Raw genomic sequence first — 17,733 nt, forward strand, 5'->3', positions numbered from 1 at the left:
AGCAGACAAAAAATGAAAAAACGTCAAAAATCAGGTAATTGACACGAAATTAATAAATCACTAAATTTATTTTAACGCTTGATGTACCGCAGGGGAAAGGTGGCATTCATTCGGTCGGATATCGCTGCTAAACCAGCAGCAGATGAAAGTACAAACAGGCTTTCACTTGATAAAAGTACGACAGCCATTAGTGTCAGAGGGGATAGAAAATGATCATACTAGTCGGGGGCGAAAAAGGCGGCAGTGGTAAAAGTTGTTTAGCCCAAAATATCGCAGTTTTCTTAACTGCCGAATGTGGTGCTTCAATCATTATGGTTGACTGTGATCCTCAAAGAACCACATCCGATTGGATTCAGGCCAGAAATAACAATCCGGAACTGCCCAGCATCAACTGTGTTCAGCTATATGGCAAGATACGAAATGACCTGCTGAGCCTCGAACAACACTATGACTTCGTTATCGTTGACTGTGGCGGACAGGACAATCTGGCCCTGCGAGCGACCATGTCAGTGGCCTCACATGTACTGATGCCGCTGCGACCTAAGCGCAGGGATCTGAAGACAGTCAGCCATATGGACGATATCGTTGCCACATGTATGATGATCAACCCTAAGATGCGAGCCTCATTTGTCATCACCCAATGCCCTAGCCTACCTAATCAATCGAACCGAATTCTCGAGGCGAAAGATGTCTGTCGAACCTACGACATCAATGTCTTAGATGCCATAACCTACAGTCGTAATATCTATGATGACAGTGAAGAGTCCGGCCTGTCAGTCATAGAGATTGAGCCTAAGGGGAAAGCGGCGGCTGAGATGCGGGGAATAGCCTGTGAACTGTTAGAAGCTCAAAACGCCACTGAGATAAGAAACCGCTTAGCAACAACTAAGATGAACAAGATGAGAGGTGACTATGGGTCTGGCCGATCTCAAGAAAAGCTCTACGCAGTCTGATTCGACAGCCGGGACTAATCAAAGAAAGTTGCAGATGTCGCTCGAGGAGTTTATCGACGATGCAACTTGCTACGCAGCGGGTTACTCGTCGGCTGACAACACCTTATCTGACAAAGCGAAGGCCGAAGTGATAGATCTCGCATCACACTTCAGCGTCCCGGAGTCGCTACCGGTAAGCAGCGCCATCGGCGATGGCAGACCTAAAGAGGTGAAGAAAGTGCTCAAAGGCAGTGAGCCTTTCAGAAAAGCAACCTTTACTTTGAGTGAATCGGCGATATCTCACCTGGCCGAACTTGCCAGTGGCTGTGATGTGGCAAAATCTAAACTCATTCGATTTCTAATCGAGCACCACTTTTCACTCAGCGATGCCGAACGAAAAGAGAAGGAGCGCTCCATCATTGTCGATTAATAGCCTGTCGTCACCGCCTCGATGACGACAGGGAGCTCAACATACATGGCTCGAATAAACCTTACTGATTCACTTAATTTTTACCGGTTTTTCCCAACCTTCGCTGGCAGCAGACTTTTCCCAAAGAGTACTTTCCGCGCTGCCAGTTTTTTTTACCTCATCAGCCAAATAGTGACATTTACATTCTATTTAAATCTTTTATGTACAAACATGCAGCACAATAGTATTACTATATGGAATTCTGTAGGGATAACGGAGTAATATAACGTGTTCAAACGGCTTACTGAAACATTCATCTTTCTGTTTTGCTTTCATACTTTACCGAGCTATGCTCAATTCTCGCTTGAACAGATCCCTGAGATAGACAATAAGCAGCCAATCACACTCGTCGCCGAGTCCGGCTTTTGGACCGAACACCTCAAGCATGAATTACTTCCCAAATATACGGCTCAAACAGGGGTTTTAGTAAACGTTGTCACCACCTCTCTGGATAAGATGTTTAACCTGCAGACAGACTCTCTGCTCAAAGGTGCCGGCAAGTTTGATCTGTTAACGATGGAAGCTGGATGGGCAAAGGAGTGGGCGGCAAAAGGGTTTACCGTACCACTTGTGGAGTTGGCAGAGCTCTACGATCCTAACGGCGAGAGAGCGATGATCAACTACCTGGAACCCTACTACCCCTCACTGCTGAACATTCTCTCCTATCACTCAGAAATACATGCCATCCCCTACAATAATTACGTGATGGGAAATCATTACCGCGCCGATCTATTTCAACACCCGAAAGAGAGGGTAAGATTCAGTGCTCGATATGGATACCCCCTGGCTCCGCCTACGACCCTTAGTCAACTACAAGATATGAGTGAATTTTTCACCAGAGATCCTGGAGAGATATTAGCGGGGAAGAAGCTTGAAAAACCTTTCTACGGCCTGGCTCTGATGTCGGGAAATCGGCCACATATCAATGATGAGTTCTCTTCCATTCTCTGGAGTCTCGATGGCTACTGGATGAAACCACACTATGATAGTGAGAATAAGCTCAAACTGTTCGAACTTATGTCCGGTAACGAAACTTTAAAGCAAACAACACTTATTTACCGAAAATTAATGCAATACGCCTACCCTGCTAATGACCACTTCGCCTTCGAAGAAGCCGCCAGGGCTATGGCTGAGGGTAATGTCGCCATGTGGCCATTTGCCTACAACAATCTTTGGCACAGCTCTTTTCAACTTGAATCGAATATCCCCGGTGCCAAACTGGCAGTCGCACAAGTTCCCGGAGGCCAACCCTATAACGGTGCCTACGCCTTCGCCGTCGCTTACGACAGCGTAAATCCCCAGGCTGCCTACTGGCTGCTCAAATATATGGGTTCATTTGAAGCTCAACACGCCTATGCTCTGGGCGGGGGAAACCCATGCCGCATCGATGTGGCGACCTCACCCGAGTTTCAATCGGCAGAGAATCGCCATGTCGGGGGCGCATTTATGGCCAGCCATAAAGCGAATATCAGCTGGTCCGGTAACGTTCTCAAGCTGGGACACTTTACCAGTACTGCAATGGGAAATATCTACCCGGAGCTAACCAAAAGCAGCTACTCATTATCCGGGTCTCAGACAGATATCGATGTGGAGATAGAGCGCCTCAATCAGCGGATCATAGAGATTCAGAATCGTCACGGTGAAGTCCCGGTGGTAGAGAGATGAGAATTAACAGCCCCCTCATAAGCCTGAAACAAAAAATCAGACTGCTATTTTACATCGTCATTTTTCTCACAATAACCATAGGGTTAATCTCAGTCTGCCTCTCTGTAGATCTACAGAAGAAGGTCGATACTATGATAAATCATGATATCGATGAGATCATCTATGCCCTGGAGTTATCAAAAGACAGCCAGAAGTTACAACTGATAAGTGCAAAATTAACGCGTATTGATACAGAGGAGCAACGTACTCAGCTACTCAGCGAATTAGAGGTGCAATGGCAAGCATTGATACTGGGCCTGAACCAGCTATCCAGCCTCGAAAATAGTGCACAGCGAGTGAATCAACTGGAACAGCTCCTTGTCGATATAAAAAAAACCAGGGCACAACTTCCCCTTCTTAATCAGCTTACCGAAAAAGCGATTGCGGCACGGCTCCAGGCCAGCCATCTGCACCTGAATATGGCGCTTATCCAAAGAGGGTTCGTGCGCAGTATTCAAAAACAGCTGGGGATTCTGGATCGACATGCAAACAGATTAATCGAGGCGCAGGCTTTCGGCGAGCTAAAGCGTACATTAGATGAGCACAGACAACTCGCCCACTTTATGCATCAGGGCGAATCCCTTTTCAGACAGGTTGCCGCCATCAATAAGAGCTCAGATAACGCCGAAATCAACCAGTTGCAAAGAGAGACCATGCGTGTTTTCCTCGCTTTAAAGAAGCATCCCATGGATACACTCATTGCCAAGGAGATACAGCAGGACTGGCTATCCCAGATCGAGCCCAATTTATTAGGAGAAAGCAGTATTTTTGCCCTGAGCCGGGAGGCCCTTAATACCAGTCGGATCTCAGGCACCTATCTTGATATTCAGGCCAGCGCAGCACAAAAAATTGCCCTGTTCTCATCTCAACTGGTAGAGGCAACAGATAAACAGGTTGAAGCTGCCGGGTTAGCCTTGAAAGTTGACAGCAACTCTTTTGTCATCTTGATCTTTTCCGCCGGTGTTCTCTATAGCCTGTTTATCGGATTGAGTAACTGGCACTTTATCTCCAAGGGGATCATACAACCTGTCATAGCCACCAGTAACGCGATGCAGGCCATTGCCAGTGAAAAGCTAGATACTCCCCTTCCCAGGAGCAATAACCTTGAACTACAGCAGATGGTCAGCTCCCTGGAAACATTGAAGAGCTATGCCGCTCAGGTCAAGGCGGTGTCAGAGATCGACGGTTTAACCGGTGCATATAACCGCCGCTATTTCGATCTACGACTGGCTCAGGGGTTAGTCACGGCAGAGAAGAAGCAACACCCGCTCTCAATCATCCTCTTCGATGTAGATAACTTCAAACAGTACAACGACAGATATGGACACGTCAGTGGCGATCAATGTCTGAAAAAGATAGTGGCCTCGATGAAGCAACTGCCTGAACTACAAGGTAAGATATTTGCCCGTTATGGCGGTGAAGAGTTTATCGTTTTCCTGCCTGACACAGATATGGCGCTGGCCGAAATGATAGGCCAGCAGATGAGAGAGCAGGTGTTGAGGTTGAGGCTCCCCCACAAGGACTCGGTACACAGGCAACATATCACCATAAGTGTTGGTGTCAGTTCCACCGTCCCCGACAGCGAAACAAGCGCTGAAACCATGATCAATCACGCTGACAGAGCCCTTTATCGCGCTAAACAGGCTGGAAAAAACTGTGTAAAAACAAACGACAACCAGTTTCCATACACTATTGATGATATTGCAGTTAATAACAGTGATTGAATTTTAGACCTCTCAATCCTATATCTATTATTAATAGATATAGGAGAGTAATAAGCAGCTATGTTGGCCATAACGTTAGTCAGTACCATAGGCATGATGGCAATCCTCTGGATTGCATCTCGTTCCTGGCGGGTCGAACGACAGCGAAAACGGATCACCAGTCGGGCGTTTCCAAAACCCTGGAGGGAGATCCTAAAGAGGCGTATGCCCTATTTCCGCTCGCTTCCGGCAGATCTTCAACTTCAGCTCAAGAAACATATTCAGGTGTTTATCGATGAAAAGCAGTTTATCGGCTGCAATGGCATAGAGATTGACGACGATATTCGCGTCACGATAGCGGCGCAGGCTTGCCTGCTTTTGTTAAACAGGCGCACCGACTTCTATCCGAACCTGAAACAGATCTTAGTCTACCCTTCTATATTCATCGTCAATAATCAAGAGTTGGGAGGCGGCGGTGTTGTTACCGAGCGACAACGCTCGCTTTCCGGGGAATCATGGCAGGAGGGGAAGGTCATCCTATCCTGGCAGACCACCCAAGCCGATGCAGCGACGCCCACAGATGGCAGCAATGTCGTACTCCATGAATTTGCACATCAGCTTGATCAGGAAGCCGGCAACGCCAACGGCGCCCCGCTACTCGGCCGGGTGAGTGACTACACGACCTGGTCTGAAGTGCTCAGCGAAGAGTACAACACTCTGCAATACAGTGCTCAGCACAATATTCCCTCTATCTTCAGTTATTATGGCGCGACCAGTCCCGCTGAATTTTTCGCGGTGATCACCGAAGTGTTCTTCGAACGTCCCAAGGATCTCTTTCAATATCACAAGGCACTCTACAAAGAGTTAAGTTTATTCTTTAAACTGGATCCGGTGAATTGGCATTAACCCCCTTTGAACCCGAAATGAACATAAGGACCCCGGATGATATCAGCCCAATGCAAAGCAATAACAAGACGCTCACTTCTCACTCGATACAGCTCTTGGCTCCTCAGGCTGTTAACCGCCGCAATATTCGTGACCGGAACGGCATCTGTCGCAGCAGAACAAGTGCAGGAGAAGCAGGCTGAAGCGGTATTAAATAGCCTGCACCAATCGGCCGCAGACGCAAACTGGGACACCTATTTCTCCCTTTACCTGCCCGATGCAGTCTTTATCGGCACCGATGTCAACGAACATTGGAACATGGCTGAGTTTCAACGTTACGCCCGCCCGACTGATGGTTGGACCTACAGCCTTAAAACCAGGACGTTAGTCCGACATGGTAATGTCATAGTGTTCGATGAGCTTCTCGACAGTCGCTCATACGGTGTCAGCCGCGGGACAGGAACCTTACTCTTAACGGCCACCGGCTGGAAAGTTGCTCAATATCACCTTAGCTTCCCCATACCAAATGAGTTAGCTAAAGAGATCACCGCAAAGATAAAGTCGGAAGAGAGATAAGGGACACCCGGACAAAAAAGCCGGGCGTCGATGAGTCATCAGTGCCCCATAGACGCCGACAGGCAGACGTTGGCTAATTGAGAGAAGTGGGTAAAGTTATCAAATTCCAGCTGATTCAGGCTTCGGTCTGAGCTCTCCCTGTCGGCATAGATGATGCCGATAACCTTCTGTTCTACCAGAATTGGCGATATCATGAATCCTCTAGAGGAGGTTTTGTTTTTAAGATCATCATCCATGTATAGCCGCCACTTAGGTGAACTGGGCTCATCGACGAACATGGGCTGTTTCAGCTCGATACAGTCACAGAACAGACACTGAGGTTGCTCCAGCTTGATAATAAACTCGTTTTTCATCTGCTCCGCGCCATCGCCCAAAACGATGCGCGGCTGTAAACGTTTGCGATTGGGAGAGAGTAACAACACACCGCAACGGTCGACCCCTACCCCGTTGAGTATCCCCTCTAAGGTGGTCGTGATCACCTGATTGAAGTCGGCCTTGGTCACAGCACAGTTCGTCAGCTCCCTCAGCTTCTTCAACTGTATCGTCATATCCGGCATGCGAACCACAGGCAGCTCAACCTCGGCATTCAGATCTTTGGTCAGATATTTAGGGTTCGGCAGGTAGGCCACTAAAACCTTGGCGCCGTAGGCTTCGGCCAGTTTTTTGGTTGCATGGCTGCAACGTATCATTCGCCCCTTCAACTCATCGACCTTTATCTCTAACATATCGGCGGTCTGCTTAAGCCTCTGTTGCAGCAGCTCGGCAGGAAGGGGGTCTTGCGCCAGAAGCTCACTTATCTGATTAGCCAGATAGATACTGCGGATCTCGGGTGTGCGTTCATTTGGGTTACTGAGCGACTTTAACAACACATCACCGAGCCCCCAGTTTCTTGCGATGCCCAGCGACAGGGTATTAAACGAGGTCCCCAGGGTCTCACGAATAATCGCCTTCTCCAATCTGGGATCGTCACATTCGGCAATAGCGGCATCGAGCTCAACAGCCTCTTCGCAGCCGGTACTCCAAAAAGCACTCTCTCCGAGGTGGTAGAGCAGTGAGGCGATAAATACCTCCTCCTGCAACTCTTCATCGTGATCTTTAAGCATCATCTTAGCCAACATGGCAGCCTGAAACGCCCTCGCCATGAGCTTAATAAGCCTTTGATAAACGCTCTGGGTCAAGCCCTCAGACTCCAGCAAGCTACTGAGCAGCTTTGCCGTGATACAGATATTACGAATCGTATCGAAACCTAAGACAACAGAGGCACGACTCACAGTAGTCACCTGACTCACGCCTTTGCTATAGGTGGCACTATTGGCAACACGCAGAATTCTTGAGGTTAATGCATTATCATGCATCACGCTCTTGCCTAAAATGCCTAAGGACGAGACATCATCTTTAGCCAGCTTCTCCAGGGTTTTTACCGTAGAGCACAATGCCGGCATCTCCTGATCACTGATGCGTTTGGTCCAATAATCGACTCCCTTCGATTTTGAATTAGATTGGTTATTGGTTAGCTTCAAACTCTTCTCTACTCATCGATAGCTTTTGTAAAACAGGCTTATAGAGCCCACACAGACCCTAAGTATAGGCAGTGAATACAAAAAATTGCGTCTAACCTTATTAAAAAGTTAACAATATCAATTAAGATGACCTGCAGCGTCATCTCACCTGCATGGCTACATTATGACATTAATAAAGTTACCACTCCAACCCAAAAAGCAAACATAAACGCAACAAGGGATAACGAGCAGAATGGGTAGAGCTCAGGGAAACATGTTCAGAGTAATGATGGTAGCTGAAGCGGTAAATATGGGGAAAAACCCGCACCGCACGTAGGTATACGGCGCAGGGGACAACGGCTGCAAAGCAGCAAATCAAACCTCTATAAAACGCTCAGTGTCGCTAGAACTGTTCCTCTTCCGTCGAGCCGGTCAGGGCGGTCACCGAAGAGTGCCCCCCCTGAATAACATTGGTCACCCGGTCGAAGTATCCGGTCCCAACCTCTTGCTGATGCGCCACGAAGGTGTAACCCTTGCGAGCCGCAGCAAACTCGGCCTCCTGCACCTTTTCGACATAGTGTTTCACCCCCTCTCCCCGGGCACAGTCATAGGCCAGATCGAACATGTTGTACCACATGCTGTGAATGCCGGCTAAGGTGATAAATTGATACTTGTACCCCATCTGAGACAACTCCCTCTGAAAGTGAGAGATAGTTTCATCATCCAGGTTTTTCTTCCAGTTAAAGGATGGGGAGCAGTTATAGGCGAGCAGTTGATCCGGAAAATGCTCATGTATGGCATCGGCAAACCGTCTGGCCTCATCGAGACAAGGTGTGGCGGTTTCACACCAGATAAGATCGGCATAAGGCGCATAGGCCAGCCCTCTTGAGATCGCCTGCTCCATTCCTGCTCTGACCCGATAGAATCCCTCTTCACATCGCTCTCCCGTGATAAAATCACTGTCATAGGGGTCACAATCCGATGTCAGAAGATCAGCCCCGTTGGCATCGGTACGGGCTATGACTAAGGTCTCAACCCCACTCACATCCGCAGCCAACCTTGCACTTACCAGTTTCTGTATCGCTTCTTTGGTGGGAACGAGTACCTTGCCCCCCATATGGCCGCACTTTTTCACCGACGCGAGCTGATCTTCAAAATGAACTCCTGCCGCACCGGCATCGATCATGCTCTTCATCAACTCGAATGAATTTAACACGCCACCGAATCCGGCCTCGGCATCGGCGACTATGGGTAAGAAGTAGTCTCTGTATCCCTCATCTCCCGGGTTCAGTCCATTGCCCCACTGGATCTGGTCCGCACGGCGAAATGCACTATTGATGTTCTCCAGCACAGCGGGAACAGAATTTGAGGGATAGAGGGATTGATCGGGATACATGGCTCCGGCAAGATTGGAGTCCGCCGCCACCTGCCACCCCGACAGATAGATGGCTTCGATACCCGCCTTTGCCTGCTGAACCGCCTGACCACCACTCAAGGTACCCAGAGAGTTTACATAGCCCTTCTTCGCCCCACCGTTAACCAGCTCCCACAGCTTGGCAGCGCCGCGCTTGGCCAGCGTATTGTCGGGAACCAATGAGCCTCGCAGGGCTACCACATCTTCTGCGCTATAGGGGCGAGTTACCCCTCTCCAGCGCGGGTTTTCGGCCCAATCCCTCTCGATGGATTCAATCTGTTCCCTGCGTGAAACTGCTGTAGCTGGCTTACTCATGCTATCTCCTCTCATTCACAGATCTTATGCCTTAAGGAAAATCTGCAAAAAAGTTATTAAACTTTGCAGTCTGAACATCGCTGAGCTGACTCCATCAGGCTCAGGTAGCGAGACCGGACTTGCTATCTGGACGTGTAGATTCACTAAACTAAGATGCGGTTAACAGCTCATAGCCCGGCAGAGTGAGAAAATCCACAAGTTCATCGGAAGTGGTGAGCTGCTCCAGTAACACCGCCGCCTGTGTATAGCTGCCATGGGTGAATCGCTCGGCCCCCACCTCTGATTTCACATTTGCCAACTCCTCAACCAACATCTCCTTGAACAGATCCTTAGTCACCAGAGTACCGCTGGAGAGTTTTTGCTCATGCTTAATCCACTGCCATATCGACGTGCGGGAAATTTCGGCGGTGGCGGCATCCTCCATCAGGCCATAGATGGGCACACAGCCATTTCCCTGTATCCAGGATTCGATATATTGCAGCGCGATGCGGATATTCAGGCGCATGCCGGCCTCTGAACGCTCACCATCACAGGGAAGCAGCAGATCTCTGGCATGAATAGGGGCATCGACATCTCGGGTGATATGCAACTGGTTTACATGATCTTCGCCGATATACTCGTTAAAAATTGCCATTGCGGTATCGGCTAAGCCAGGGTGTGCCACCCAGGTGCCATCGTGACCGTTCCTGGCCTCAAGCTCTTTATCTATGCGTACCTTGTCCATCACCTGTTGATTTGCCACATCATCTTTAGCGGGAATAAATGCCGACATACCTCCCATGGCCAGTGCGCCGCGTTTATGACAGGTCTTAACCAGTAAGCGCGAATAGGCGCTCAAGAAAGATTTATCCATAGTCACCGCCTGCCTGTCCGGCAGCACACGGTCAGGGTGACTCTTTAGCGTTTTGATATAACTGAAGATGTAGTCCCAGCGACCACAGTTGAGTGCGACGATGTTCGATCTCAGTTCGTAGAGGATCTCCTCCATCTCAAACACAGCTGGCAGGGTCTCAATCAGGCAGGTACACTTAATCGTGCCGGGCTGCAGACAGAAGCGCTCTTCGACAAAGGCAAACACCCTGGCCCACCAACGCGCCTCCTCATGGCTCTCAAGCTTAGGGATATAGAAATAGGGACCGCTGCCCTTGCTCAGGAGTTGACGGTAGTTGTTATAAAAGTAGAGGGCAAAATCGAACAAAGCAGCCGGAATCGCAGTCTCGCCATATTCCACATGCTTTTCGGGAAGATGTAAGCCACGAACGCGGCAGATCAATACCGCGGGTGAATCATTTAGTTGATAATACTTACCCGTCTGCGGCGAGGTATAATCTATTTCACCTCTGACTGCATCACGAAGGTTGATCTGGCCGTTAACCACCTTACTCCAGCTCGGTGCCAGAGAGTCTTCGAAGTCTGCCATAAAGACTTTCGCATTGGCATTGAGGGCATTGATAATCATCTTGCGATCGACAGGGCCTGTTATCTCGACACGCCGGTCAGTTAAATCCTGCGGGATCCCACGGATCTGCCAATCACCGGCTCTTATCGCGCGGGTCTGGGGCAGAAAGTCAGGCAGTTCGCCCGCATCGATCAACGCCTGCTTCTCAACTCTCCTCTTAAGCAACTGTGGCACCTGTGAAGCAAACTGCTTACACAACAGCTCGAGCAGACTCAAAGCCCCCTCGGTAAAAATACGCTCCTGTCCCTCGACATGGGTACCTTTAATCATCAGTTTACCTGTATTAACAGACTTAGGGGGACGGGGATCTAAGCGTTCTTTAAACATCAGATCTTCAACCGCCGAAGATGCAAGCGCCGAATCACTCTGTGTATCTGCCGTTACTTCCTGTCTCATCTTTCTCTCCCCCTTATCCTATATGTCCAAACATAAGATGCCTGAACATAAGCCATAGATGTTTTAGATATTCATTTTGAATAAAAGCTACTCACAAAAGGTTGTATTTGCAACAGTTCAAAATAGCAGACCAAGTGCGATAGAAAGTAAAAAAACAGAAGTTGCAATTGGTATTACCAACAGAAAAAACATCTATTAAACAGTAAAATAAAAAGCAAACCAGAAATAAACCTGAGCTGATACCAGCGTTATTGAAATTTGTCTGACAAATTAACCAAGGTGACAACCTGAAACTTTACTACGTAATAAAGTATTTAAAAGGAATATTATATTTACAATAAACTTTGAGAATTAAATATAAGTAAACTCTGATTGCCGTTTTTAATTAACCTTAAGGTAAGCCAAATAAACACCTGAATTTCAGATAATTATATATGGATAGAAACCAACAAAATTTAAACGCCCGTTTAAACCTTACGTTTACGTTAACAGGATGTAGCAGACCATTCGTATTGAAAATTGATGAGTGCGTGTTTGTCGATCAACATGCAGGAAAACATTGGTTTGCATGAAAAAAAACTAAAAATTTTTACACTGTTAAAGATTAAAAAGGAATAAGTATCAATATTGACCTTGTAGTAGCGGCGTTAGCCATGATGATAGGCAGCAGTCTCGTAATCGGTCAGCCGTAACTTGCGTCTACTGCCTAACCTTCCGCCTGACTTCTTTCGGCAAACTCGCTCGGACTCTCATCCGGACTGACTATATAGGTAGGCGAGCGGGAGAGACCTATCTCACGACTGTATAGAGTCACACAGTTACGCCCCTGCTCTTTCGAATATTGCATGGCAATATCGGCCCGGTGCAGCAGGGGGTCGAGACTCAGGTCGGCATCTGAGCTGGAGGTCACGCCGAAGCTGGCACTGAGCTTAAATTCACGGCCTGAGTACTTGGTATCCATGGCCTCTATAACCAGCCTGTGTTGTTCGGCTAACTCGACTGCGGTTTCGGCATCGGTAGCGGGCAGAAACAGCACAAACTCCTCTCCGGCGAAGCGTGTGAAGATATCAGCGGAACGACAGTTTTTTGAGATTGCTTCGGTGGCTCTCTTAAGCACCCAGTCGCCGGTACCATGACCAAAATTGTCATTGATGCGCTTGAAGTGGTCGAGATCGAACATGACCACACTAAACTCCAGCGACTTGAAGCTGTCTTTAATGTAACGGTTTTCAGCTATGTTTTGCGCCGTATCGCGGTTGAGTATGCCGGTTAACGCATCGAACTGGGCTAATTTTTTATACTTGCGCTTCTGACCTGTGATAGCGACCGCAAACATAGCCAGAAGCACGAAACCACCACCCACAATTAACAGCCCCATACGATCGTTATTCTGCTTTAACTCCCTCATCTCCTCCCGGGCGGTATAGAGTTCACGTTCATGATTCAGCAGGTTTATCTCACGGCTCTTCTCGCCGTTTTCAAACTTCGCCATCTGGTAAGCGTTGGCCTTGGCCTTGGTATCATCGTGAAGAATATTGGTGATCGCCTGGTGCTGGCTCAGGTATTGATAAGCCTGAGCGTACTCACCCCGCTCATTGGCAAGCTCAGCCAGTACCTTAGTGGCCCTCTTCTTGTAACTCAGGTTGACAGGCTCATCGGGCAGGGCCATCACTAAGCCCGCGTACTCCTGCGCCTTGTCGGTTTGTGACAGACCCAGATAGGTCTCACTAAGCAGAGAATGAATACTGTCTATCTCAATTTGAAACTTAAATGGACGATACTCCTCTAAAGCCTGGAGTAGGTAACCTTCTGCAACGGCATAGTTTGCTCTCTTAATTGCCACCTCCCCCAACCCCTTTTTAGACATGGCGACGATGACAGGTAAGTTATTCAGCTGACAAAAATCACGGCTACTTTTAAACCCACCCTCGGCCCTCTCCAGCTTTTCTGTTTTCAGCTCGGCAACCGCCAGATAGAGCAGCGAGTAACACTCGTTCTTAGCACTCTTGCCGCGACTGAGCGTCAGCGCAAGCTCGGCGTATCTGGACATCTCACCGTAGGCCTGCAGATCCAGATAGAGGTTAACCAATCTCAGGTAGGAGCTGATCTTAATGTCGGTATCTTCGAGCTCCTCAATTCTTGAGAGGTTTGTCGACATCACATCCAGAGCTTGCTGATACTCATGCAGCCCCAGATAGGCACTCGCCTGATAGAGATAGATAGAGTTGAGTAGTTTTTCGGAGGGGTTGAAGCTCTCGGCGCGTTGTAATGCGTCAATGGCTAACTCGAACTCGGCACTGTAGAGGTTCTGAACACTTTGTAAAACTAACAATCTGGAGTACTGCTCAGTGGTGAGCTCATCTTGTGCAGATGAAAGATCCTCTATCAAAATGAGGGTACGTTCGGGATTAGAGTGCACAACCTCACTTAGCTCATCTAATTTCTCATTATAAATGTCAGATACAGCCACCACAGTGTTTGAAAACACTATGATGGCTATAAATAAAACAACGACATTAAGAGCTTTCATTAATGCTCTGTATTACTTCGTATCTTTGGGGCTGGCTATGATCATATAGGTTTTAGCTTCCACACTCTCCCCCGACAGTGATTTTATCTTGTTAGTATCCCCAGACATCACGGTCGCTATCTCCTCATCAGTCAAACCGTTAGCCTTCATCACGCCCTCCGGGTCTTGCTTATAGGCATCCATCAGATCGGAATCGGTACCTAACTTTTCGAAAAAATCATTAAAATTTGACATCTATACTCTCCTTTTTATAAACGTACCATCTCAAAGCGTACTTAAAAGTGCATCTTGGCGGACATGTTGGTTGATTCTTTTTATCAGTAAATCGGTAAACGGTCAGCCTTCGTGGCTTTGGTTAATCATTAACCACGGCTCATTGAGCATTATTCATTGCTCTACCAGCTCTTAGCTTAGAGGCTTGAGCCGGAAGGTGCATTTTTTTTACCCTAAATCGGACTCAGATATCCCGAGTTTAGCCAAAATTTCGCTATTAAACTCCAACTCCCGGCTCGGCGGAATCAACAGCGTGCTGATGGGAGTTAACTCGGCGAAGGGCAGTTCTTTTAGGGTGAGCCTGTCGATACGCGGGCTCTGCACCGGCAGGTTGGGAGCTTCGTAGATCACAATTTCATGCTCCAGCGGATACCACTCACTCAACTGCTCGACCAGTATCTGCAGTCGATCCGACGAGGTATTGAACTTAGTCAGGGTGTGCTCCCCCGCTATGCCAATCTGCCATAGCAGAAGATGGGTTGTCGGGTCCGGGGTATGCCTGTAAAACATAAACTGGCTGGCCTCGAAGCTCTGATGGCCCGAATTACCGGGATCGATTCCAATATCGGCCCATAAACAGGCCTCGGCGGAGATCCCAGGCTCCATCCTGGCGCTGTAGCCCTCCTCCCTCGCCTGCGCTATCGCAAAGTGAGAGACACAGGCAAATACACCGGGATGACCATAGAGGGCACACACCACTTTTTTGCCCAGACGAACCTCATCCAGTATGGCCTGAACCATCTGTGCATAGGTATCGCGTCGATTTTTTATCTCATCGCCTTGAGCATAATAGGGTTGCAGACTGCGCACATCGCTGTTGAGTCTTTCCAGCCACTGCTGGGCAAAGCCATCGGGAACCAGAGAGAACACCACATCGGCATTTTCGATATAACTTTTACTCAATACGCTGATCTGCCCGGCGAGATTAAGCCCCGTACCGACGCAGACTAATGATCCTCTCGCGACCTCTTGTTTCTTATCCATTGGCACTGGTGTCATCCTGTTCACCCTTAGAGGCGGGCTTCTTTTAATTAGTTTTATTACTCAGGTATTTGTGCATGATTTTCAAGCGTTAAACTACATTCTCATAACTTTTTTAACAGTTTGCAAGTGCTTATTGTCCGTAAAATAATTTGAAACAGAATTCCCTGATATTAAGCCATTTTCAGTGGACCAAACCAGCGACATACCTTCATGGTTCATGGGGTAAACAAGTAAACTCAAATATCCCAAGCGATGGCTGCTTGGAACAAAATTCGACATCCGGGGTCAAAACAAGAGGATTAACTCCTGGGCCGACTACCGGGGTTTTAGCTGCCAACGAAAATGGATCCATTTAAAACAAATGACTTTTCATTGGACCTGAGTATCGATAGCCCTTGTCAGCATAGGGAGTGCTTGGGTATGATGGCCAGCAGATTTTTAGGAAGTAGCGTATTCAATGACAATTAAAAAGCAAAGTCTTACCCTTTTGGGCGCAGCTGCGCTCTCGTTATCGCTCAGTGCCTGTAGCGTTTTTGACTGGTTAATCTATAAGCCTGACATTCCGCAGGGTAACTACATGGAAACTCAGCAAGTTGAGAAACTGCGTATTGAGATGACCAAAGAGCAGGTTGAATACATTCTGGGACGTCCGGTACTTCGTGACAGCTTCGCCGACGATACCTGGTACTATGTTTACCACTATAAGAGCGGACGCGATGCCAGCATTACCCACAAAGAGCTGATCATACATTTTGAGGGTGATATTCTGACCAGGGTCGATGGTGACTATGAACTGTCAGAAGAGTTTAATACGCCTCTGGAGCAGAGCCGTTTACCCGATGGCACAGATGCAGGAACTGAAAAAGCCACAGACCCCTTGATCCCGGAGCAGCGTCCGGACACTAAGCCCTTGATTGAAGAGAACAGCCCGAAATCACAGGCTAAGAAGAAGTTTGAATAATTTCTGACAGAGTCCCGGGCTCTCCGGGACTCGGAATGAAGCGTTACACCTAAGCTGCAAAGCTTTAATTTACCTTGCTGCCCGTCTTCTTATTTATCCGTCCCTCATCTTTAGCCTTTTCTGCCCGTCTGCGACGCACATCTTTAGGATCGGCAATAAGCGGACGATAGATCTCAACCCTCTGTCCCGGCACCAATACCTCGTGATGCTTCACTAAGCGACTAAAAATGCCTAGTTTAACACTGTCGAGATCGATCTCGGGGAAGAAGGCGACGATGTCGCTCTGCTTAACGGCTTCGATACAGGTAGTGCCCGGCGCAACTTTAATCTGAATCCGTTTTTGCTGTGTGGGCAGGGCATAGATAACCTCTACCTCAAAGTTTTCCTGATCTATATTCATCAATTTTCTCTTAAAAAGTCATTGTGTTGCCGACAGACAGATGGGTCACTTATCGGTATATCACTTTTGCCCTGCCGGTAAAGGCTGTCACCATAGAAGCCACCAACTCTTTGAAAATTTTACCGAAGGCAATATCAACCAGGCTACTGGAGAACTCGAAGTTCAACTCGAAGTCGATCTTACAGGCATCTTCTGTCAACTCGGTAAATCGCCACTCACCGACCAGGTGGTTGAATGGGCCATTTTCGAGTGCGAGTTGAATACTTTTACCCGGGATAATTTGGTTTCTGGTGGTAAAGGTTTTGCTGATCCCGGCTTTTGAAACATCGACCGAAGCCAGCATGGTCTCACCATCGAACTCTAATACCTTGCCACCGACGCACCCGGGCAGGAACTCTTTATAAGATTCGACATCATTAACAATTTCATACATCTGCATTGCACTAAAGCGCACTAACACACTGCGGGATATCTGTGGCATCTGACTCTTTAACCTGATAAGGATTATTGATACTGGTTACGATTAGATGAGATTTTAACACGAACATCGTAAAACGCATATTTCCGGTCATTTCCGCTATAACAGCCATCTCAGCTGCCCCCCCCCATGGGAGCAATAAGATGTATAAAAACCAGCCAAAGACACTGCAATTATCAAAAATCGTCGAATAAATTGGTAGGAGCAATTCCAAAAAATCTAACGCCGAGTATAATAGCCAGCCTATGGCTAAGAAAAACGCAAAAAAATCAAAAAACTCCTCCGCATCTATCGCACGTAATAAACGCGCGACCTTCGACTACAAGTTCGAAGAGAAGATGGAAGCAGGTCTATCCCTGATGGGATGGGAAGTGAAGTCTATTCGTATGGGCAAGGTAAACTTGTCTGAAAGTTATGTGTTTCTGAGAGACGGCGAAGCCTTTCTTTTCGGATGTACCATAGCCCCATTGAATACCGCTTCGACACACGTTGTCTGTGATCCAATGCGTTCGCGTAAACTGCTACTTAAACGTAAAGAGTTAGATAAGTTGCAGGGACTCGTCGATCGTAAGGGCTACTCTATCGTGCCAATCTCTATGTATTGGCAGAAAGGCGCATGGGTAAAACTCGAGATAGGTCTTGGTAAAGGTAAGAAAGAACACGATAAGCGTGACGACACCAAAGACAGAGAGTGGCAGATTGAAAAATCCCGCACAATGAAAAAAGCCGTACGTGGTGAATAAAGCCACCAGTGC

The 17,733-nt window shown here is 47.9% G+C and carries 16 protein-coding genes; 8 read left to right on the forward strand and 8 right to left on the reverse strand.

Annotated features, from left to right (window positions below):
• The first annotated feature begins 209 nt into the window (after positions 1-209).
• The 6 genes from Q1B47_RS08355 (at position 210) to Q1B47_RS08380 (ending at position 6,269) form a co-directional block, all read left to right on the forward strand.
• A complete protein-coding gene (locus Q1B47_RS08355; RefSeq protein ID WP_299791575.1) occupies positions 210-953 on the forward strand; it encodes an AAA family ATPase in 744 nt (247 codons plus the stop codon).
• Positions 913-1,362, forward strand: a complete 450-nt coding sequence (locus Q1B47_RS08360; RefSeq protein WP_299791578.1) for a CopG family transcriptional regulator — start codon at positions 913-915, stop codon at positions 1,360-1,362. Before Q1B47_RS08355 ends, Q1B47_RS08360 begins: the two co-directional genes overlap by 41 nt.
• Positions 1,363-1,629: 267 nt before the next feature.
• Complete coding sequence (locus Q1B47_RS08365) at positions 1,630-3,066, forward strand: extracellular solute-binding protein (RefSeq protein ID WP_299791581.1); 1,437 nt, start codon at positions 1,630-1,632, stop codon at positions 3,064-3,066.
• Between the two features lie 131 nt (positions 3,067-3,197).
• Positions 3,198-4,829 (forward strand): GGDEF domain-containing protein, encoded by a 1,632-nt coding sequence (locus tag Q1B47_RS08370; protein ID WP_299791584.1) that lies wholly within the window; start codon positions 3,198-3,200, stop codon positions 4,827-4,829.
• Positions 4,830-4,889: 60 nt separating this feature from the next.
• Complete coding sequence (locus tag Q1B47_RS08375; protein ID WP_299791587.1) at positions 4,890-5,714, forward strand: M90 family metallopeptidase; 825 nt, start codon at positions 4,890-4,892, stop codon at positions 5,712-5,714.
• 36 nt (positions 5,715-5,750) lie between these two features.
• Positions 5,751-6,269 carry a nuclear transport factor 2 family protein gene (locus Q1B47_RS08380; RefSeq protein WP_299791590.1) on the forward strand — a complete coding sequence of 173 codons (519 nt, stop codon included), beginning with the start codon at positions 5,751-5,753 and terminating at the stop codon, positions 6,267-6,269.
• Positions 6,270-6,307: 38 nt separating this feature from the next.
• Here Q1B47_RS08380 and Q1B47_RS08385 read toward each other — a convergent pair whose 3' ends face one another.
• The 6 genes from Q1B47_RS08385 to Q1B47_RS08410 all read right to left on the reverse strand — a co-directional run bounded on the left by Q1B47_RS08385 (position 6,308) and on the right by Q1B47_RS08410 (position 15,154).
• The gene (locus Q1B47_RS08385; protein ID WP_299791593.1) at positions 6,308-7,789 is read right to left on the reverse strand and encodes an HDOD domain-containing protein; all 1,482 of its coding nucleotides are present in this window, start codon (positions 7,787-7,789) and stop codon (positions 6,308-6,310) included.
• 382 nt (positions 7,790-8,171) lie between these two features.
• A complete protein-coding gene (aceA, locus tag Q1B47_RS08390; protein WP_299791596.1) occupies positions 8,172-9,497 on the reverse strand; it encodes an isocitrate lyase in 1,326 nt (441 codons plus the stop codon).
• A gap of 148 nt (positions 9,498-9,645) precedes the next feature.
• The gene (gene aceB / locus Q1B47_RS08395; protein WP_299791934.1) at positions 9,646-11,226 is read right to left on the reverse strand and encodes a malate synthase A; all 1,581 of its coding nucleotides are present in this window, start codon (positions 11,224-11,226) and stop codon (positions 9,646-9,648) included.
• Between the two features lie 832 nt (positions 11,227-12,058).
• On the reverse strand, positions 12,059-13,882 hold the full coding sequence (locus Q1B47_RS08400; RefSeq protein ID WP_299791599.1) for a GGDEF domain-containing protein: 1,824 nt from the start codon (positions 13,880-13,882) through the stop codon (positions 12,059-12,061).
• A gap of 12 nt (positions 13,883-13,894) precedes the next feature.
• The gene (locus Q1B47_RS08405; RefSeq protein WP_299791602.1) at positions 13,895-14,116 is read right to left on the reverse strand and encodes a hypothetical protein; all 222 of its coding nucleotides are present in this window, start codon (positions 14,114-14,116) and stop codon (positions 13,895-13,897) included.
• Positions 14,117-14,323: 207 nt separating this feature from the next.
• On the reverse strand, positions 14,324-15,154 hold the full coding sequence (locus Q1B47_RS08410) for an SAM-dependent methyltransferase (RefSeq protein WP_299791605.1): 831 nt from the start codon (positions 15,152-15,154) through the stop codon (positions 14,324-14,326).
• 442 nt (positions 15,155-15,596) lie between these two features.
• On the opposite strand from Q1B47_RS08410, the gene Q1B47_RS08415 reads away from it, so the two are divergent.
• Positions 15,597-16,100, forward strand: coding sequence for an outer membrane protein assembly factor BamE (locus Q1B47_RS08415; protein WP_299791608.1), 504 nt, complete (start codon positions 15,597-15,599; stop codon positions 16,098-16,100).
• Between the two features lie 64 nt (positions 16,101-16,164).
• Here Q1B47_RS08415 and Q1B47_RS08420 read toward each other — a convergent pair whose 3' ends face one another.
• Positions 16,165-16,500 carry an RnfH family protein gene (locus Q1B47_RS08420; RefSeq protein WP_299791611.1) on the reverse strand — a complete coding sequence of 112 codons (336 nt, stop codon included), beginning with the start codon at positions 16,498-16,500 and terminating at the stop codon, positions 16,165-16,167.
• 49 nt (positions 16,501-16,549) lie between these two features.
• Positions 16,550-16,981 (reverse strand): SRPBCC family protein, encoded by a 432-nt coding sequence (locus Q1B47_RS08425; RefSeq protein WP_299791614.1) that lies wholly within the window; start codon positions 16,979-16,981, stop codon positions 16,550-16,552.
• 242 nt (positions 16,982-17,223) lie between these two features.
• Here Q1B47_RS08425 and smpB point away from each other — a divergent pair, with 242 nt between their 5' ends.
• A complete protein-coding gene (smpB, locus tag Q1B47_RS08430) occupies positions 17,224-17,721 on the forward strand; it encodes an SsrA-binding protein SmpB (protein ID WP_299791617.1) in 498 nt (165 codons plus the stop codon).
• Positions 17,722-17,733 lie beyond the last annotated feature (12 nt).

It is taken from the genome of uncultured Shewanella sp. (assembly GCF_947501225.1).
Classification (GTDB): domain Bacteria; phylum Pseudomonadota; class Gammaproteobacteria; order Enterobacterales; family Shewanellaceae; genus Shewanella.

Bases quoted from the DNA above. Each gene is read 5' to 3' on its own strand.
- Q1B47_RS08380 (WP_299791590.1), top strand. From the start codon at position 5,751: ATGATATCAGCCCAATGCAAAGCAATAACAAGACGCTCACTTCTCACT.
- aceB (WP_299791934.1), bottom strand. From the start codon at position 11,226: ATGATTAAAGGTACCCATGTCGAGGGACAGGAGCGTATTTTTACCGAG.
- Q1B47_RS08415 (WP_299791608.1), top strand. From the start codon at position 15,597: ATGACAATTAAAAAGCAAAGTCTTACCCTTTTGGGCGCAGCTGCGCTC.
- Q1B47_RS08420 (WP_299791611.1), bottom strand. From the start codon at position 16,500: ATGAATATAGATCAGGAAAACTTTGAGGTAGAGGTTATCTATGCCCTG.
- Q1B47_RS08410 (WP_299791605.1), bottom strand. From the start codon at position 15,154: ATGACACCAGTGCCAATGGATAAGAAACAAGAGGTCGCGAGAGGATCA.
- Q1B47_RS08370 (WP_299791584.1), top strand. From the start codon at position 3,198: ATGATAAATCATGATATCGATGAGATCATCTATGCCCTGGAGTTATCA.
- Q1B47_RS08405 (WP_299791602.1), bottom strand. From the start codon at position 14,116: ATGTCAAATTTTAATGATTTTTTCGAAAAGTTAGGTACCGATTCCGAT.
- Q1B47_RS08400 (WP_299791599.1), bottom strand. From the start codon at position 13,882: ATGAAAGCTCTTAATGTCGTTGTTTTATTTATAGCCATCATAGTGTTT.
- aceA (WP_299791596.1), bottom strand. From the start codon at position 9,497: ATGAGTAAGCCAGCTACAGCAGTTTCACGCAGGGAACAGATTGAATCC.
- smpB (WP_299791617.1), top strand. From the start codon at position 17,224: ATGGCTAAGAAAAACGCAAAAAAATCAAAAAACTCCTCCGCATCTATC.
- Q1B47_RS08360 (WP_299791578.1), top strand. From the start codon at position 913: ATGGGTCTGGCCGATCTCAAGAAAAGCTCTACGCAGTCTGATTCGACA.
- Q1B47_RS08375 (WP_299791587.1), top strand. From the start codon at position 4,890: ATGTTGGCCATAACGTTAGTCAGTACCATAGGCATGATGGCAATCCTC.
- Q1B47_RS08425 (WP_299791614.1), bottom strand. From the start codon at position 16,981: ATGCCACAGATATCCCGCAGTGTGTTAGTGCGCTTTAGTGCAATGCAG.
- Q1B47_RS08355 (WP_299791575.1), top strand. From the start codon at position 210: ATGATCATACTAGTCGGGGGCGAAAAAGGCGGCAGTGGTAAAAGTTGT.